Origin of the sequence: Streptomyces sp. NPDC047017, from assembly GCF_040644175.1 — a bacterium.
Classification (GTDB): Bacteria; Actinomycetota; Actinomycetes; order Streptomycetales; family Streptomycetaceae; genus Streptomyces.
This window is the reverse complement of the sequence record NZ_JBEYVW010000005.1, coordinates 129,388-145,393: the sequence shown is the minus strand read 5'-3', so window position 1 is coordinate 145,393 and position 16,006 is coordinate 129,388. Positions and strand designations below refer to the sequence as shown.

The following is a 16,006-nucleotide window of genomic DNA, read 5'->3' as shown; positions in this document are numbered from 1 at the left end:
TCACAGGGACACCACATCTTATGAAAATCATAAGATAGGTCAAGAGGCGCGTAAGAAGCGGTCCATCCCCGGGTCATGCCGAAGCCGCCTGCCCGTAAAGCCGGCATGTCGTGCCGCCTATAGTTCTCGCACTGCATTGACCGCATCAGTTGGGCCGGTCTCCCCCACCCGGGCCCCAGCCACTCCGCCGGCGCGGAGCCCGTGAGGAGAGGAACCCGAAGCACGATGACGCCCGACGCCACCACCGAGACCCGTCGTTCCCGCAGGAGTTCGAGCGGCAGGAGTTCGGGCGGGGGGCGGCGCGCCTCCCGTCCGAAGAGACGCTGGGGACGCGTCGTCCTGCTGACCGTGCTGGTGCTCGTGCTGGCCGCGGGCGGCACCGGCTACTGGCTGTACCGGGACCTGGACGGCAACATCAAGGGTGTCGACATCGACAAGGCGATCGGTGACAACCGGCCCGAGAAGCTGCCCACCTCCGGCCAGAACATCCTGATCCTGGGCTCCGACTCGCGGGCCGGGGCCAACGCCGCCCTGAACACCGGCGACGTCTCCGGCGCGCGCTCGGACACCGCCCTGGTGATGCACATACCCGAGGGCCGTACCAAGGCCGTCGCGATCAGCATCCCCCGCGACACCCTGGTCACCCGGCCCGCCTGCACGAAGAAGGACGGCACCCGGGTGCGGTCGGCGACACGGGTGATGTTCAACTCCATCTACTCCGAGGCCGGTCCGGCCTGTGTCGTCCAGACCGTGGAGCAGATCTCCGGGGTCCGCATGGACCACTACATGGAGATAGACTTCGCCGGCTTCAAGGGACTCGTGGATGCGATCGGCGGGGTGACCGTCGACGTGCCGCAGGACATCCACGACAAGTCGAGCGGGCTGGACATCACCGCCGGCCCCCACCGGCTGAACGGCACGCAGTCCCTGGAGTTCGTCCGCACCCGGCACGGCGTCGGTGACGGCAGCGACCTCGGACGCATCAGCCTCCAGCAGCAGTTCATGCTGGCGCTGCTGAGCGAGATCAAGAAGCAGGACCTGCTGGGCAGCCCCACCAAGGCGTACAAGATCGCCGACAAGCTCACCGCGGCCCTCACCACCGACTCCGACCTGGCCTCCCTCACCAAGCTGGCGGAGTTCGGGCGCAGCCTCAACGGCGTCGACCCCGCGACCATGGAAACGATCATGCTGCCGGTGCGGTACGACAAGGCCGACCCCAACCGGGTGGTCGCGGCGGAGCCGCAGGCGGGACAGCTGTGGAAGGCGATCCGTACCGGCTCCACCATTCCCGAGTCCGCGAAGAAGTCCCCCGCGCACGGCGGTTGAGGTGCGGCGCGGGCCGTCCTCGCCGGTCGCGGACGGCCCGTGCCCGGCGGACCCGAGGGTCCCGTCCGGGCGGATCAGAGCCGGTGCCACCGGGTGAAGGCGAGCCCGCCGCTCTCCTCCTGACGCGCGACCTTGGGCGTGCCGTCCGGCCCGACGAGCGCCACCACCAGGCGTCCGAGACCATCCCGGGCCAGGGCGGGCCCTCCCTGGCACGCCTCCGCCAGGTCGTACCACCAGAAGCCGTTGCCCTCGTTCTCGGTGCCGCCCACACCGAGCACCGCCGAGCCCTGCCGGCCGCGGTGGGCCAGGACGACGCAGTCGTACCCGTCCAGCGACAGGCGCGAGGCCGCGAGCGGCCCTTCGGACAGGCTGCCTCCCAGCTCGACGGGCCATCCGCCGGTCCGCCAGGCCGCCACTCCGCCGCCTGCGGCGTCCGCCCAGAAGAACGTGGGCCGGTCGGGACCGGTCTGCACCGCCGCGACGGTGCCCGGCACCGGGCTCAGCGAGAAGCCCCGGGGGCCCGTGAAGTCACCGCCCGGCTGCTGCTGACGCCAGACCAGCAGCCCCGTCCGGGCGGCCGCGCAGACCTCCAGCCGCCCTCCGGCGAGGACCACGGCCGCGGGGGACGCCTCGGCGCCCGCGCCGCCCAGGTCCTCCCAGCCCTTCCACCGGCCGTTGGAGTCCTCGCGGCGCAGCGCCAGTCCGCCCCGCGCGCTGCGCACGAAGACGTGGACGGTCCCGTCGTCCGCCGTCGCCCCGACCGGCGCGCCGAGTCGCGCGCCCTCCTGACGGTCCTGATGCGGATTGCCCAGCGAACGCCAGTCGGTGACGGCGAGTCCCGTCTGGTACTGGATGGCGTGCACGACATCGACGTTCGGCGAGCCGTCGGCTCCGGTACGCACCCGGCGGCCGAGGAAATGCACATAGCCGTCGGCGCCTTGCGCCACGCTCAGGTGGGTGAGCCCGGCCACGGCCACGAAGTACGGCCCGCCCCAGCCGGCTCCGCCGACGACCGACTCCGTCCAGCGCAGCAGGCCGCCGTCGGCAGGGGCGTAGAGGCTGAGCCGGCCGTCCTTGCCCCGGCTGAGCCAGCTGCCGTGAGCGGCTCCGGAGGCGACCCGCACCCGCCGCGCGGTGCCGGTCCCGGCCTCTCGGGTAGCTCCCCGGGAGCCTGACGCCCTTCTCCGCATGGCCTGGTGCACCTTCCTGGAACCCACCGCCCGGCCTACCACTGGCAGGGCTCGGCGGTCTCGAACCGGAACATGATATGCGGCGCGTCCACCCGCCCCGGCGGCTCCCGGGCGTCATCGCTTCTGCCGGTGCCAGCTTCCTTGGGCCGTCGGCGCGTCCGTGCCGCGCCCCGGTTCCCCAGGTCCGCGAACCGTCATTCCTCGACGGCCAGATCGAGCCCGCGCGCCGTCCTCAGCCCCAGCTCCGGCACCGGCCACTTGCGGGTGGCCGTCTGCGCCACGTCCCGCCACCACGGCAGCGACGGGACCTCACCGGCGGGCTCGAAGGGCCAGCCGGGCACCGGCAGCGCGACCGTCTGCCCGACCGCCTCGCCCGCGGCCAGCGTCCACTCCCCCGGCTCCGCCCAGGCGTGCGGGGCCAGGTTGAAGGTGCCCCAGTGGATCGGCAGCATCACCCCGTGCGCACCGCCGCCCTGGAGGTCGAGGTGGGCGCGCATGCCCTCCTCGGGGGTCATGTGGATGTCGGGCCAGAACTCGGAGTACGCCCCGATCTGGATCATCGTGGCGTCGAACGGGCCGTGGTCGGCGCCGATGTCCTGGAAGCCGTCGAAGTAGCCCGTGTCGCCGCTGTGGTACACGCGGTGCTCCTCGCCCGCGACGGCCCAGGACGCCCACAGGGTGTGCTGGGTGTTGCGCAGGCCCCGGCCGCAGAAGTGGCGGGCCGGGGTCGCGGTGAGGGTGAGCCCGCCGACCTTGGCGGCCTCGTGCCAGTCCAGCTCGCGCAGCCGGTCCGCGCTCACCCCCCAGTGTTCGAGGTGGGCGCCGACACCGAGCGGCACGGCGAACACGGTGTCCGTGCCGGCCAGCGCCTTGATCGTGGGCATGTCCAGGTGGTCGTAGTGGTCGTGGGAGATGACGACCACGTCGACCGGGCCCAGCTCGGCCAGCGGCAGCGGGACCGGGTGCAGCCGGCGCGGCCCGGCGAAGGGGAACGGCGAGCAGCGCTCGCCCCACACCGGGTCGAACAGGACCCGGTGCCCGTCGATCTCCGCGAGCACGCTGGAGTGGCCCAGCCAGGTCAGCCGCAGCCCGGTGGCCGCGGGCCTGGCCAGGTCGGCGTACGTGGTGGGATGCACCGGGACGGTGCCCTGCGGGGAGCGGCGGGGCCGCTGCTCCTTGTCGAAGTAGAGCTTGGCGAACTCCCGCATCGAACCGGAGGGGCGGGTGCGGGCCGTGCCCCCGGGGTTCTGGAAGACGCCGTCCTTGAAGTGGGGTGACCGGCGGATGCGCGCCATGCGCGCTCCGGCGGGGTCCGCGCCGAAGGCCGCGGGCCGCAACGGGCCGAGCCCGGAACTCAGGGGACGGAAGCCGGCCACGATACCTCCAGTGGGGTGGGTGAGGTTTTCCATTATGGACGGCTCGGGTCCGGCCCCGCGGACGGTCCTCGCACGCCCCTTGCCCGCGGGGCAAGACCCATTAGGGTGACCGCGTGGCGAGAGTGCGGTTGAGCGTGGCGGAGCGGCGTGCGGAGTTGCTGCGGGCGGCCATCGGGCAGATCGAGGCCCGTGGCGTGGCGGCGGTGCGCATCGCCGACGTGGCCGCGGTGCTCGGCGTGAGCAACGCGCTGGTGCTCTACCACTTCTCGACCAAGGAGAAGCTGGTCTCCGCCGCGTTCGCGCACGCCGCCGAGGACGATCTCGCCCGCCTGCGCAGGCTGCTCGCGCGGCGCACGACGGCCCTGCGCCGGTTGCGGGCCGCGGTGCGCTGGTACGCGCCCACGGGGACCGCCAAGGGCTGGCGGCTGTGGATCGAGGGGTGGGCCGTCGCCCTGCGCGAGCCCGCCCTGCGGCAGGTCACCCGGGACCTCGACCGGGAGTGGAAGGCGGCGCTCACCGAGGTCGTCGCCGAGGGGGTGGCCGCGGGCGAGTTCCGCTGCCCGGACCCGGCCGGTACGGCCCTGCGCCTCACCGCGCTCCTCGACGGGCTCGCCGTACAGCTGACCTCGTACGGCGGCACGGTCTCCCGCGCCCGGGCCCAGGGGTGGGTCGACGAGGCCCTGGCCCGCGAACTCGGCCTGCGGCGCGAGCAGGTGACGGCGGGCGCCGCCCGCTGATCCGCTGTCGGGCCTTTGCCGGCGAACGGCCGCCCGCGCTGCGACCACGAGCGAGCCGCGCCAGGACGGCGTACCGTCTCGGCCCCCGTACGGACACGGGTACGGGGTACGTCTACCAGTCCCCGCCTGATTTCCAGTCCCGGCGGGGCCCCGCACCCCGCGATCACGACCGGGTCGCACCGACCTGCTGCGACCCGGTGACCGGACCAGACACGGCTGGACCAGGGGCGGAACCACCCCGCCCCACACCACCCACGCCGCCGGGCGCCCGCCGCCCTCACGCCACCGAAGCGATCCGCGTCCTGATGGCGTCCGGGGACAGGGCGCCCTTGGCGGTCACCGCGTCGCCGGAGGATTCGCCGCGCAGGCGGCGGCCGATCCACGGGACCAGGAACTCCCGCGCCCACTGGACGTCGTCGCGGCGCACCTCAAGCGTGCCGCGCGGCGGCAGCGGGGGCCAGGGCTGCTCGGGGTCGGCCGGGATGTCGAGGCCGAGCACCTGTCCGGCGCGCAGGGCCACGCGGGTGTGCCCCTCGGGCGAGAGATGCAGGCGGTCGTGGTCCCAGGCGCGGCGGTCCTGGACGGTCTTCAGGGACCACAGGTCGAGCACCGGGCAGCCGTAGCGGTCGGCGATCGCCCGCACGTGCCCGTTGTACGTGGCGATCTTGCCGCGCAGGTGCTTGAGCACGGGCACGCCCCGGGTGTCGAACCCGGTGGTGACCATGACGGTGCCGGCCGCGGAGGCGAGGCGGGCGACCGCCTTCTCGAAGCGCTCGGCCACGTCGTCGGGGTCGGTGCCCGGGCGGATGATGTCGTTGCCGCCGGCACAGAACGAGACGAGGTCGGGGGCGAGTTCGGCGGCTCGCGGGATCTGGTCCGCCACGACCTGGTCGAGCAGTTTCCCGCGTACGGCCAGGTTGGTGTACTGGAAGTCGCCCTCGGGTCGCCGGTCGGCGAGCAGGACGGCGAACCGGTCGGCCCAGCCGACGAACGCCCCGTCGGGGCCGGGGTCTCCGACGCCTTCGGTGAAGCTGTCCCCCACCGACACGTACGACCCGATCACTGATCTGCTGTCACTCTTCGAATCGTCTGCCACGTCGGCCCATGATTCACCTTGGAATGTGACCTACGCGACCGTAGGCAGGGGTTGACGTGCGGTGAGATAAGCCACTGCGCGCATGTCCGCCGATCAGGAATACGCCGCCGACCAGCGGCGTTGACGGCTCGACCGCCACCCGCGCACACGGCTGGGTTGCCTCGGGCACCCATGTCGTATCGTCGAAGCGCACCCCGTCGACGAGCCGTGAGGGCGGGGCCGAGAGCGAGGAGCCCCCGTGACGCAGCAGGTGCCGTCGACCGAGCCGGAACTGTCCGGAGTCCGCAATTTCCGCGATGTGGGCGGGCTGCCGACCGTGGACGGCCGGCGGGTACGGCACGGGGCGCTGTTCCGCAGCGGCCACCTGGCGCACGCCACCGGTGAGGACGCGGCCTTCCTCGCCTCGCTGGGCCTGCACACGGTCTTCGACTTCCGCAACGCGGCGGACCAGAAGCTGGAGGGCCCGGACGTCGAGCTGCCCGGCGTGCGCAATGTGAACCTGCCGCTGAGCGACCCGGCCGACGGCGCCGAGTTCTGGAGGATGGTCCGCGACGGCGACCTCGACCAGCTGCGGGCGGTCCTGGACGACGGCAAGGGCGCCGCCCGGATGACCGCCTCCTACCGGGAGATGATCAAGCAGCGCACCGCCGAGCACTCCCAGGTGCTGCACGCGCTCGCCGAGGACAGCGTCCCCGCGCTGATGCACTGCGCCGCCGGCAAGGACCGGGCGGGCCTGTCGATCGCGGTGACGCTGCTCGCCCTGGGTGTGGAGCGGGAGGCGATCGTCGCGGACTACCTGGAGTCCAACGCCACGCACCGCCGCTACAAGGTGCGCCGCAGCGAGACCTCGGCCGCGGCCCACTCCGCCGAGATCATGGAACTGCTCAGCCCCCTCTTCGACGCCCGCGCCGAGTACCTGGCGGCGGCCCTGGAGACCATCGAGGAGACCTGGGGCGGCGTCGACGCCTACCTGGAGCAGGGGCTCCGGCTCGCCCCCGAGACCCGGCAGCGGCTGCGGGAACGGCTGCTGGACTGAGCCGTTCCCGCCCCTCCCGTCCCCGTTCCTGTCCCCGCCCCGTCCCCGGCGGTCACCGCCGCCTCACTTGGCCCCGATCGCGAACAGCAGCCAGATGAACGCGGCGAAGAGGTGCCCGACGGCGATGTAGATGAGCAGCCGGACCCACAGGGCGCGCGGGAACTTCTCCTCCATGTTGCTGTTGCTCATGGCGTCTCTCCAAGGTGGGGGCCCAGGCACAGCGCGGCCGTGGGACTCTGCAGCAGGGTGTGGACGAACAGCAGGTCGAGCCCGTCCGGGTCCTCGGCGGCGATCCGGTGCGGGGTCAGCGAGTCGAAGTGCGCGCTGTCCCCCGGGCCGAGCACATGGGTGGCGTCGCCCAGGCGCAGCCGCAGCCGGCCCTTGAGGACGTACAGCCACTCCTCGCCGGGGTGCACCCGGACGATGTCGCCCTGGGAGCCGTGCGGGACGCGCACCCGCAGGGCCTGCATGCCGCGACCGGAGGCGCCGGCCTGCCAGTACGTCCAGCCGCCGGCCCGGGTGGGTTCCATGCCGGCGGCGCGCACGATCGCGTCCCGGTCGGGCACGGTCTCGCCGAGCAGTTCGGCGACCGTCGTGCCGTAGACGCGGGCGAGCGCGAGCAGCATCGGCAGCGAGGGCTGGCGCTGCCCGGTCTCCAGGCGGGAGAGGTGGGCGGGCGACAGCGCGGCCGCGCGGGCCGCGGCCTCCAGGGTGAGGGAGGCCCGGCGGCGCAGCGCACGCAGCCGGGGCGCGACGGCGGGCAGGTCCTCGGCCGGTCCCGCCGGGCGCTCGGGATCGGGCTCGGGAGCACTCATGTCTCCCATTCAGCCGCAGCTTTGCCTCTGCGGCAAATTTATTGCCTCAGAGGCAAAGTGGGCCTCACCGGCACGGCTAGCGGTTGGCGACCGCCTGCTTGACCAGTGTCTTGCCGAAGTCCCACATCAGTCCACCGCCGTGCGCGTCGTCCATCACGGCGGTGAAGGCGTCCACGAACCGGTCGACGTCCTGTTCCCCGATGACCAGCGGCGGGATCAGTTTGATCACCTCCAGGTGGTCCCCGGAGACCTGGGTGAGGATCCGGTGGCGTTGCAGCAGCGGGACGACGACCATCTGTGCGAACAGGCCCTTGCGGGCCGCCTGCAGCATGGTCCAGCGGCCGCGCAGCTTGAGCGACTTGGGCCGGCCGAACTCGATGCCGATCATCAGGCCCCGGCCGCGGACGTCGGCGAGCAGTTCGTAGCGGTCGGTCAGCGCCGCCAGCCGCGTCTTCAGCAGTTCGCCCATGGCGCGGGCGTTCGCGACGACCTGCTCGTTCTCCATCACGGACAGCACGGCCAGGCCCGCCGCCATGGCCTGGGCGTTGGACCCGAAGCTCGCCGAGTGGACCAGCACCCGGTCGATCGAGGAGTAGACCTTCTTGAAGATCCAGTCCTTGCCGAGGGTGGCGCTCACCGGCACGTACCCGCCGGACAGGGCCTTGGCGACGCACACGAGGTCCGGCTCCACGCCGTCCTCGTGCTGGTAGGCGTAGAAGTCGCCGGTGCGGCCCAGGCCGGTCTGCACCTCGTCGGCGATGAGCAGCGCCTTGTGCCGGTGCAGCAGTTCCTGCGCGGCGCGCAGATAGCCGGGCGGGGCCTCGTGCACGCCCTTGCCCTGGATCGGCTCGACGATGAGGGCGGCCACGTCGCCCTTCTTCAGCTCGCGGGCGAGCGCGTCGAGGTCGCCGAGCGGGACGCCGGTGTCGGGCAGCAGCGGGGCGAAGCCGTCCCGGAAGCCGTCCTCGCCGTTGACGGAGAGCGAGCCGGTGGTCAGGCCGTGGAAGGAGTGCTCGCAGTACAGGACGCGTGGCCTGCCGGTGGCGCGGCGGGCGAACTTCAGCGCGGTCTCCACCGCCTCGGTGCCGCTGTTGCCGAAGAACACCCGGTCCAGGTGCGGGCTGTGGGTGAGCAGCCGCTCCGCCAGCAGGCCGGGCAGCGGCTGGCAGTCGAAGCGGGTCAGGTCGGCCAGGGAGGCGTCCAGCACGTCGTGCAGCGCCCTGCGGACGACCGGGTGGTGCCGGCCCAGGCCCATCACCCCGAACCCGGCGAGCATGTCCAGGTAGTCGTTGCCCTCGGTGTCCCAGAAGTGGGCGCCCTCGGCCCGCTCGTAGACCTTGTCGAAGCCGATGGTGTGCAGCATGCGGGGCAGTTGGTGGTTCAGGTGCCTGGTGTGCAGCTCGTAGCGCTCGGCGCCGCGCTCGGCCAGCAGCGCGCCGAGGTCGAACTCCGTGGTCATTCCGTCTTCTCCTTGACTGCCATGTCGGCCCCGGCGGCCCCGGCGGACTCCTCGGCCGGGACGGCGCCCGGCTGCCGGGGTACGGGCTGCCGGGGTACCGGTCCGGCCTGCTCCCGGGCGGCGAGGCTCGCGCCGATCCGCCCGGCCACCTCGACCGGGGTGAGACCGATGTCGGCCAGTACCTCACCGCGCTTGGCGTGGGCGAGGAACTGCTCGGGGATGCCGAACCGCCGTACCGGTACGTCCACTTCGGCGTCGCCCAGCGCGAGCGCCACCGCGGAGCCCACCCCGGCCGCCCGGCTGTTGTCCTCCACCACGGCGACCAGCCGGTGTGCGGCGGCCAGCTCCGGCAGCGCCGCGTCGACGGGTTTGACCCAGCGCGGGTCGACGACCGTGCAGCCGATGCCGCGCGCTTCGAGCAGTCCGGCGGCCTGGAGGCACACCGGCGCCATCACGCCGACGGCCACGAGCAGCACCTCGGGCCGCTCCGCCCGGTGCAGTACGTCCATGCCGCCCACGCGGTCCACGGCCGGGATCTCCGGGCCGGCCGACTCCTTCGGGAAGCGCACCAGCGTCGGCGCGTCGTCCACGGCGACCGCCTCGCGCAGCTGGGCCCGCAACTGGCAGGCGTCGCGCGGCGCGGCGATCCGCAGACCGGGCACGACCTGGAGGACGGACAGGTCCCACATGCCGTTGTGCGAGGCCCCGTCGACGCCGGTGACACCGGCCCGGTCCAGGACGAAGGTGACGCCGCAGCGGTGCAGCGCCACGTCCATGAGCAGCTGGTCGAAGGCGCGGTTGAGGAAGGTGGCGTAGACGGCGACGACCGGGTGCAGGCCGCCGGTGGCCAGGCCCGCCGCGGAGACGGCCGCGTGCTGTTCCGCGATGCCCACGTCCCACACCCGGCCGGGGAAGCGCGCGGCGAACTCGCCCAGGCCCACCGGGTGCAGCATGGCCGCCGTGATCGCGACGACGTCCTCGCGCTCCTCGCCGATCCGTACCATCTCGTCGCCGAACACGGAGGTCCAGGACGGGGCGCCGGTGGGGGTGAGCGGGGCGCAGGTGAGCGGGTCCATCGCGCCGACGGTGTGGAAGTGGTCCGCCTCGTCGGCGAGGGCCGGTTCATAGCCGCGGCCCTTCTCGGTGAGGCAGTGCACGAGGACCGGCCCGTGGAAGCGTCTGGCGCGGCGCAGCGCCGACTCCAGGGCGGGTACGTCGTGGCCGTCGATCGGGCCGACGTACTTGAGCCCCAGGTCCTCGAACATGCCCTGCGGGGCGAAGGCGTCCTTGAAGCCCTTCTTCGCGCCGTGCAGCGATTCGTAGAGGGTGCCGCCGACGACGGGGGTGCGCTGGAGCAGGTCCTTGCCCCAGGCGAGGAACTTCTCGTAGCCGTCGGTGGTGCGCAGGGTGGCCAGGTGGTTGGCGAGGCCGCCGATGGTCGGGGCGTAGGAGCGCTCGTTGTCGTTGACGACGATGATCAGCGGCCGGTCGGGGGCGGCGGCGATGTTGTTCAGCGCCTCCCAGGCCATGCCGCCGGTCAGCGCGCCGTCACCGATGACGGCGACCACATGCCCGTTCTCCCCCCGCACCTCGCGCGCCTTGGCGAGGCCGTCGGCCCAGCCCAGCGCGGTGGAGGCGTGGCTGTTCTCGATGACGTCGTGCGCGGACTCCTCGCGCGAGGGATAGCCGGACAGGCCCCCCTTGCCGCGCAGCTTGGAGAAGTCCTGACGTCCCGTCAGCATCTTGTGTACGTAACTCTGGTGGCCGGTGTCCCACAGGATGCGGTCCACCGGCGAATCGAAGACCCGGTGCAGTGCGACGGTGAGTTCCACCACGCCCAGGTTGGGCCCGAGGTGGCCGCCGGTCCTGGCGACCGCGTGCACCAGGAAGTCACGTATCTCGTCGGACAGTTCGCCGAGTTCCGCCTCGGACAGCGCCTTCAGGTCGCGTGGTCCCCGGATGTTCTCCAGAATGGTCACGCTGGGCCCCCTCTCGCTCCGTGCCGTACATCAACTCACCGTCACCGTGGGCGCTCCCGTGGCGGTGGGGGCGTCTGCCGCGACGCCGTCTCGCTCCATCTGCCCGGCGAGCTTCATGGCCTCCTCGATCAGGGTCTCCACGATCTTCGACTCCGGAACGGTCTTGATGACCTCACCCTTCACGAAGATCTGCCCCTTGCCATTGCCGGACGCCACCCCGAGATCAGCCTCACGCGCCTCACCCGGACCGTTCACGACACACCCCATGACCGCCACCCGCAGCGGGACCTCCATACCGGTCAGACCCGCCGTGACCTCCTCGGCCAGCTTGTACACATCCACCTGCGCCCGCCCACAGGAGGGACACGACACGATCTCCAGACCCCGCTGCCGCAGATTCAACGACTCCAGAATCTGGATACCGACCTTGACCTCCTCCACCGGCGGCGCCGACAACGACACCCGGATCGTGTCACCGATCCCCTGCGACAACAGCGCACCGAAAGCCACCGCCGACTTGATCGTCCCCTGGAACGCCGGACCGGCCTCCGTCACCCCCAGATGCAGCGGATAGTCACACTGCTGCGCCAACTGCCGGTACGCCTCGATCATCACGACCGGATCATTGTGCTTCACCGAGATCTTGATGTCCCGGAAACCATGCTCCTCGAACAGCGACGCCTCCCACAGCGCCGACTCCACCAGCGCCTCCGGCGTCGCCTTCCCGTACTTCTGCAGCAACCGCCGGTCCAGCGAACCCGCGTTCACCCCGATCCGAACCGGCGTCCCATGATCCTTCGCCGCCCTCGCGATCTCCCGCACCTGATCGTCGAACTTCTTGATGTTGCCCGGATTAACCCGCACCGCCGCACAGCCCGCCTCGATCGCCGCGAACACATACTTCGGCTGAAAATGAATGTCCGCGATCACCGGAATCTGCGACTTCCGCGCGATCACCGCCAACGCGTCCGCGTCATCCTGCGTCGGACACGCCACCCGCACGATCTGACACCCCGATGCCGTCAACTCCGCGATCTGCTGCAACGTCGCCCCGATGTCCGACGTACGCGTCGTCGTCATCGACTGCACCGACACCGGCGCATCCCCACCCACCGCCACCGACCCGACCTGGATCTGCCGCGACACGCGCCGCGCTGCGATCGGCCGGGCCGGCACCTCGGGGACGCCGAGGGAAACGGCGGTCATGGCCTCACTCCCGGTTTCCGGAGACGGTCTCGCGCATGGCGCGCAGCGACTCCTTGAGGGACCCCATCGTGGCCAGGACGGCGGTGGGCTCGTAGCCGCAGTGCGCCATGCAGTTGGCGCAGCGCGGGTCCCTGCCGCGGCCGTACTTGTCCCAGTCGGTCTTCTCGATGAGTTCCCGGTACGTCGGGACGTAGCCGTCGCTCATCAGATAGCAGGGGCGCTGCCAGCCGAAGAGCGAGTAGTTGGGGATCGCCCAGGCGGTGCACGGGAAGTCGACCTTGCCCTCCAGGAAGTCCAGGAAGAGCGGGGAGTGGTTGAGCCGCCACTTGCGCCGGTTGCCGCCCGAGAACGCCTTCTTGAACAGCTCGCGGGTCTGCTCGACGCCGAGGAAGTGCTCCTGGTCGGGTGCCTTCTCGTAGGCGTAGGCGGGCGAGATCATCATCTCGTCGACCTTGAGGTCGTCGTTGAGGAAGTTGAGGACCTCGACGATGGTCTGCGGGGTGTCGGTGTTGAAGAACGTGGAGTTGGTGGTCACCCGGAAGCCGCGGCGCTTGGCCTCCTTGATGGCGGCCACGGCCTCGTCGAAGACGCCCTCCTTCGCCACCGACTCGTCGTGCCGCTCGCGCAGTCCGTCGATGTGCACGGCGAAGGCGAAGTAGGGGGACGGCTTGAACTTGTCCATCTTCTTGCGCAGCAGCATGGCGTTGGTGCACAGGAAGACGTATTTCCGCTTGGCCACCAACTGGCGCACGATCTCGTCGATCTGCGGGTGCATCAGGGGCTCGCCGCCCGCGATGGACACCATCGGCGCACCGGATTCCAGGACCGCGCCGACGGCCTGGGCGACCGGCATGCGCTGCTTGAGCACTCCGGCCGGGTGCTGGATCTTGCCGCAGCCCTCGCATTTCAGGTTGCAGGCGAAGAGCGGCTCAAGCTCCACGATGAGCGGGAACTTGTCCCGCTTGCGCAGCTTCTGTTCGGCCAGATATGTAGCGACTTTGATGGACTGGCGCAGCGGCATGGCCATCTGGCTCACCTCCTGGGGAGCAGCACATTACGGTGCCATTCGAAGAAAGTCGGCAGTACGGATCGGAGAACGCGGAAAGCAGATATTCCACCGCGCACCGTGCCGATGCGTACGAGTTCGTGTTCTGGTGCGTCCACGACCACCCGGACGGCGGCAACCGGGCGCGTGCCGGTGCGCACGGCGCTCAGCAGGGTGGCCGCCGATTCCATGTCGGCCGCGATCGCGCCGGTGGCGCGCAGGCCGGAGCGTTCCGGTCCGCGCACCACGTGGTCGGAGCCGGTGAGCGGTCCGGTGTGCACGGTGCGGCCGGGCAGGGTGCGGGCGAGTTCCTTGACGAGCAGTTCGGTGCCGACGCAGGTGACCGTGCCGCCCGGGTCCCGGGTCTCCTCGGCGACGACCAGATCGCCGGGGTGCATGCCGGGGGCGAGTCCCGCGCAGAAGCCGGTGGCCAGCACGGCGGTCCGCGCCGCCGCGGGGCCGGCCAGGGCCCGGGCGACGGAGCGTTCCGCCGCCCGGGGGCCCATGCCGGTGCGCAGGAAGGTCACCGGCCCGCCGGCGCCGCGGTGGTCGCCGGCGCGCAGGGCGAGGTGCTCGATGCCGAGCGCGCAGGCGATCAGCAGCGGGTCCGCGGCGGGCTGCGTCCTCATCAGCCCGCCTTGGCCTCGGTACGGGGCCGGTCCGCCCGTACCCGGTCGGCGAAGGGCTCGCCGTGGACGTACCGGCCGAGCGCGGTGAGCGGGAAGACCTGGCGGTAGAGGTGGTAGTTGATGGAGAAGTCCCAGGGGAAGCCGGTGCCGGTGAAGTACGGCTCGTCCCAGGAGCCGTCCTCCCGCTGGGTGGCCGCGAGCCACTCGATCCCGCGTTCGACGGCCTTGGAGTCCTTCTCCCCCGCGGCGAGCAGGGCCATCAGCGCCCAGCCGGTCTGCGAGGCGGTGGAGGCGCCCTTGCCGCTCCACTTCTTGGAGTCCTGGTAGGAGCGCAGGTCCTCGCCCCAGCCGCCGTCGTCGTTCTGCACGCGCTCCAGCCAGGCCACCGCGCGGCGGATCGCCGGGTGGGAGCCGGGCAGGCCGGCCGCGGTCAGGGCGGGGACGACGGACCCGGTGCCGTAGACGTAGTTGACGCCCCAGCGGCCGAACCACGAGCCGTCCGGCTCCTGTTCGGCCAGCAGCCAGTCGATGCCGCGCCGGGTGCGCGGGTCGTGGGACAGGCCCTCGACGGCGAGCATCTCCACGACGTGCGCGGTGACGTCGGCCGACGGCGGGTCGATGACCTCGCCGAAGTCGCAGAACGGCAGCCGGTTGGGGAACGGGCTGGTGTTGTCGACGTCGAAGGCGCCCCAGGCGCCGTTCCTCGACTGCATGCCGAGGTTCCAGCGCACGCCGCGGCCGATCGCCCTGTCCAGCCGCTCCGGGTCGTGGTGCGCGACCCGGCGCAGCGCGAGGACCACCTCGGCGGTGTCGTCGATGTCGGGGTAGTTGTCGTTGTGGAACTCGAACGCCCAGCCGCCGGGCGGCAGTCCGGGGCGGCGCACCGACCAGTCGCCCGGGCGCACGATCTGCTCGCCGAGCATCCAGTCGGCGGCCTTCACCAGCTGCGGGTGGTCGGCGGGCAGGCCGGCGTCGGCGAGCGCGATGGCGGCCAGGCAGGTGTCCCAGACGGGTGACTGGCACGCCTCGATCATCCGGGCGCCGTCCTCGCGCCACACCGCGAAGCGGTCGAGGGACTCCAGGCCGGCGCGCATCACCGGGTGTCTGAGGTCGAAGCCCATCAGGTGCAGGGCGATGACCGAGTACACCGCGGGCGGCTGGATGCCGCCCCAGCAGCCGTCGTTCTCCTGCCGTTCGACGATCCAGCGGACGGCGGAGTTCATCGCGGCCTTGCGCAGGCGCCTCGGCGCCACCTTGCGGAACGCGTGCAGGGCCTTGTCCAGGCGCTGGAAGGCGCCCTCCCAGCTCGTCGCGGAGGCGAGCGGCCGGGGCGGGTTGGGCCGCAGCGGGTCGGTGTGCAGCTCGTCCAGCGCGAACGGCGCGGGACGCACCGGGCGCTTGGCGGAGACGACGGTGAGCGGCACGATGGTCTGCCGCGCCCAGCAGCCGAAGTCGTAGATGTTCAGCGGCATCCACTGCGGGAAGTAGATCAGCTCCGGCGGCATCTCCGGCAGGTCTTCCCACTTCCACCAGCCGAACAGGGCGAGCCAGATCCGGGTGAAGACGCGGGAGGCGGCGATGCCGCCCTGGGCGCGGACCCAGGCCGAGGCCCTGGCCATGTGCGGGGCGTCGGGCGCGTCGCCGGCCAGGCGGAGGGCGACGTACGCCTCGACGGTGGCGGACAGGTCGCCCGGGCCTTCGTAGAAGGTGGCCCAGGTGCCGTCCGCGCGCTGCTCGCCCCGGATGAAGAGCGCGGCGGCGCGGGTGGTCGCCTCGTCGGCGATGCCCAGGAACTGGCGGAGCAGCAGGTCCTCGGCGTCCATGGTGACGTTGGTCTCGAGGTCGCCCTTCCACCAGCCCTCGGCGTCCTGCTGGGCGAGCAGGAAGTCGCTGGCCCGCCTGGCGGCGTGTGCGGCGGCTTCTTTCACCCCGGCCGCCACGGGGGTGGTGAGTACGGTTTCACTGGCCGCGGCAGCGCGGGACGGCAGTGTGGCCCCGGTGCTTCCGTCGGTCGTCGCTGTCATGGCTTCCCCTTCGTGCAGTCGTGCGAGTCGTGCTGCTGCGGGTCCGCCGTCGGCCGGTGCCCGAAACCTTTCGGCACCGGCCGGCGAC

Annotated in this window: 14 protein-coding genes; 3 read left to right on the top strand and 11 right to left on the bottom strand. The window is 71.9% G+C overall.

Annotated elements, in window-relative coordinates; translation table 11 throughout:
- Positions 1–225: 225 nt before the first annotated feature.
- Positions 226–1,326: an LCP family protein gene (locus ABZ858_RS10465; protein ID WP_361374785.1), complete on the top strand. Its 1,101-nt coding sequence runs from the start codon at positions 226–228 to the stop codon at positions 1,324–1,326.
- A 74-nt stretch (positions 1,327–1,400) separates the two neighbouring features.
- On the opposite strand, the gene ABZ858_RS10460 is transcribed toward ABZ858_RS10465, so the two are convergent.
- Positions 1,401–2,450 carry a hypothetical protein gene (locus ABZ858_RS10460; protein ID WP_361374783.1) on the bottom strand — a complete coding sequence of 350 codons (1,050 nt, stop codon included), beginning with the start codon at positions 2,448–2,450 and terminating at the stop codon, positions 1,401–1,403.
- A 260-nt stretch (positions 2,451–2,710) separates the two neighbouring features.
- Positions 2,711–3,892: an MBL fold metallo-hydrolase gene (locus ABZ858_RS10455; RefSeq protein WP_361374781.1), complete on the bottom strand. Its 1,182-nt coding sequence runs from the start codon at positions 3,890–3,892 to the stop codon at positions 2,711–2,713.
- 113 nt (positions 3,893–4,005) lie between these two features.
- Between ABZ858_RS10455 and ABZ858_RS10450 the strand changes: the two genes are divergently transcribed.
- Entirely contained in the window at positions 4,006–4,629 is a 624-nt protein-coding gene (locus tag ABZ858_RS10450) for a TetR family transcriptional regulator C-terminal domain-containing protein (RefSeq protein WP_361374779.1), read from the top strand.
- Positions 4,630–4,906: 277 nt separating this feature from the next.
- Here the strand turns inward: ABZ858_RS10450 and ABZ858_RS10445 are convergent, their stop codons facing one another.
- The gene (locus ABZ858_RS10445) at positions 4,907–5,692 is read right to left on the bottom strand and encodes an SGNH/GDSL hydrolase family protein (protein ID WP_361375318.1); all 786 of its coding nucleotides are present in this window, start codon (positions 5,690–5,692) and stop codon (positions 4,907–4,909) included.
- 271 nt (positions 5,693–5,963) lie between these two features.
- On the opposite strand from ABZ858_RS10445, the gene ABZ858_RS10440 reads away from it, so the two are divergent.
- Complete coding sequence (locus ABZ858_RS10440) at positions 5,964–6,761, top strand: tyrosine-protein phosphatase (RefSeq protein ID WP_361374777.1); 798 nt, start codon at positions 5,964–5,966, stop codon at positions 6,759–6,761.
- A gap of 63 nt (positions 6,762–6,824) precedes the next feature.
- Here the strand turns inward: ABZ858_RS10440 and ABZ858_RS10435 are convergent, their stop codons facing one another.
- The 8 genes from ABZ858_RS10435 to shc form a co-directional block, all read right to left on the bottom strand.
- Positions 6,825–6,950: a DUF6126 family protein gene (locus ABZ858_RS10435; protein ID WP_361374775.1), complete on the bottom strand. Its 126-nt coding sequence runs from the start codon at positions 6,948–6,950 to the stop codon at positions 6,825–6,827.
- A complete protein-coding gene (locus ABZ858_RS10430; RefSeq protein ID WP_361374773.1) occupies positions 6,947–7,576 on the bottom strand; it encodes an XRE family transcriptional regulator in 630 nt (209 codons plus the stop codon). Before ABZ858_RS10430 ends, ABZ858_RS10435 begins: the two co-directional genes overlap by 4 nt.
- 76 nt (positions 7,577–7,652) lie before the next feature.
- Entirely contained in the window at positions 7,653–9,035 is a 1,383-nt protein-coding gene (locus tag ABZ858_RS10425) for an aspartate aminotransferase family protein (protein WP_361374771.1), read from the bottom strand.
- Positions 9,032–11,014 (bottom strand): 1-deoxy-D-xylulose-5-phosphate synthase, encoded by a 1,983-nt coding sequence (gene dxs / locus ABZ858_RS10420; protein ID WP_361374769.1) that lies wholly within the window; start codon positions 11,012–11,014, stop codon positions 9,032–9,034. Before dxs ends, ABZ858_RS10425 begins: the two co-directional genes overlap by 4 nt.
- Before the next feature lie 30 nt (positions 11,015–11,044).
- Positions 11,045–12,220, bottom strand: a complete 1,176-nt coding sequence (gene ispG, locus ABZ858_RS10415; protein WP_361374767.1) for a flavodoxin-dependent (E)-4-hydroxy-3-methylbut-2-enyl-diphosphate synthase — start codon at positions 12,218–12,220, stop codon at positions 11,045–11,047.
- 4 nt (positions 12,221–12,224) lie between these two features.
- Entirely contained in the window at positions 12,225–13,247 is a 1,023-nt protein-coding gene (gene hpnH, locus ABZ858_RS10410; RefSeq protein WP_361375316.1) for an adenosyl-hopene transferase HpnH, read from the bottom strand.
- Positions 13,248–13,252: 5 nt separating this feature from the next.
- Positions 13,253–13,894, bottom strand: a complete 642-nt coding sequence (locus ABZ858_RS10405) for a 1-hydroxy-2-methyl-2-butenyl 4-diphosphate reductase (protein WP_361374765.1) — start codon at positions 13,892–13,894, stop codon at positions 13,253–13,255.
- Positions 13,894–15,918, bottom strand: a complete 2,025-nt coding sequence (gene shc / locus ABZ858_RS10400) for a squalene--hopene cyclase (RefSeq protein ID WP_361374763.1) — start codon at positions 15,916–15,918, stop codon at positions 13,894–13,896. The genes ABZ858_RS10405 and shc overlap by 1 nt, the downstream gene beginning before the upstream one ends.
- Between the last annotated feature and the right edge of the window lie 88 nt (positions 15,919–16,006).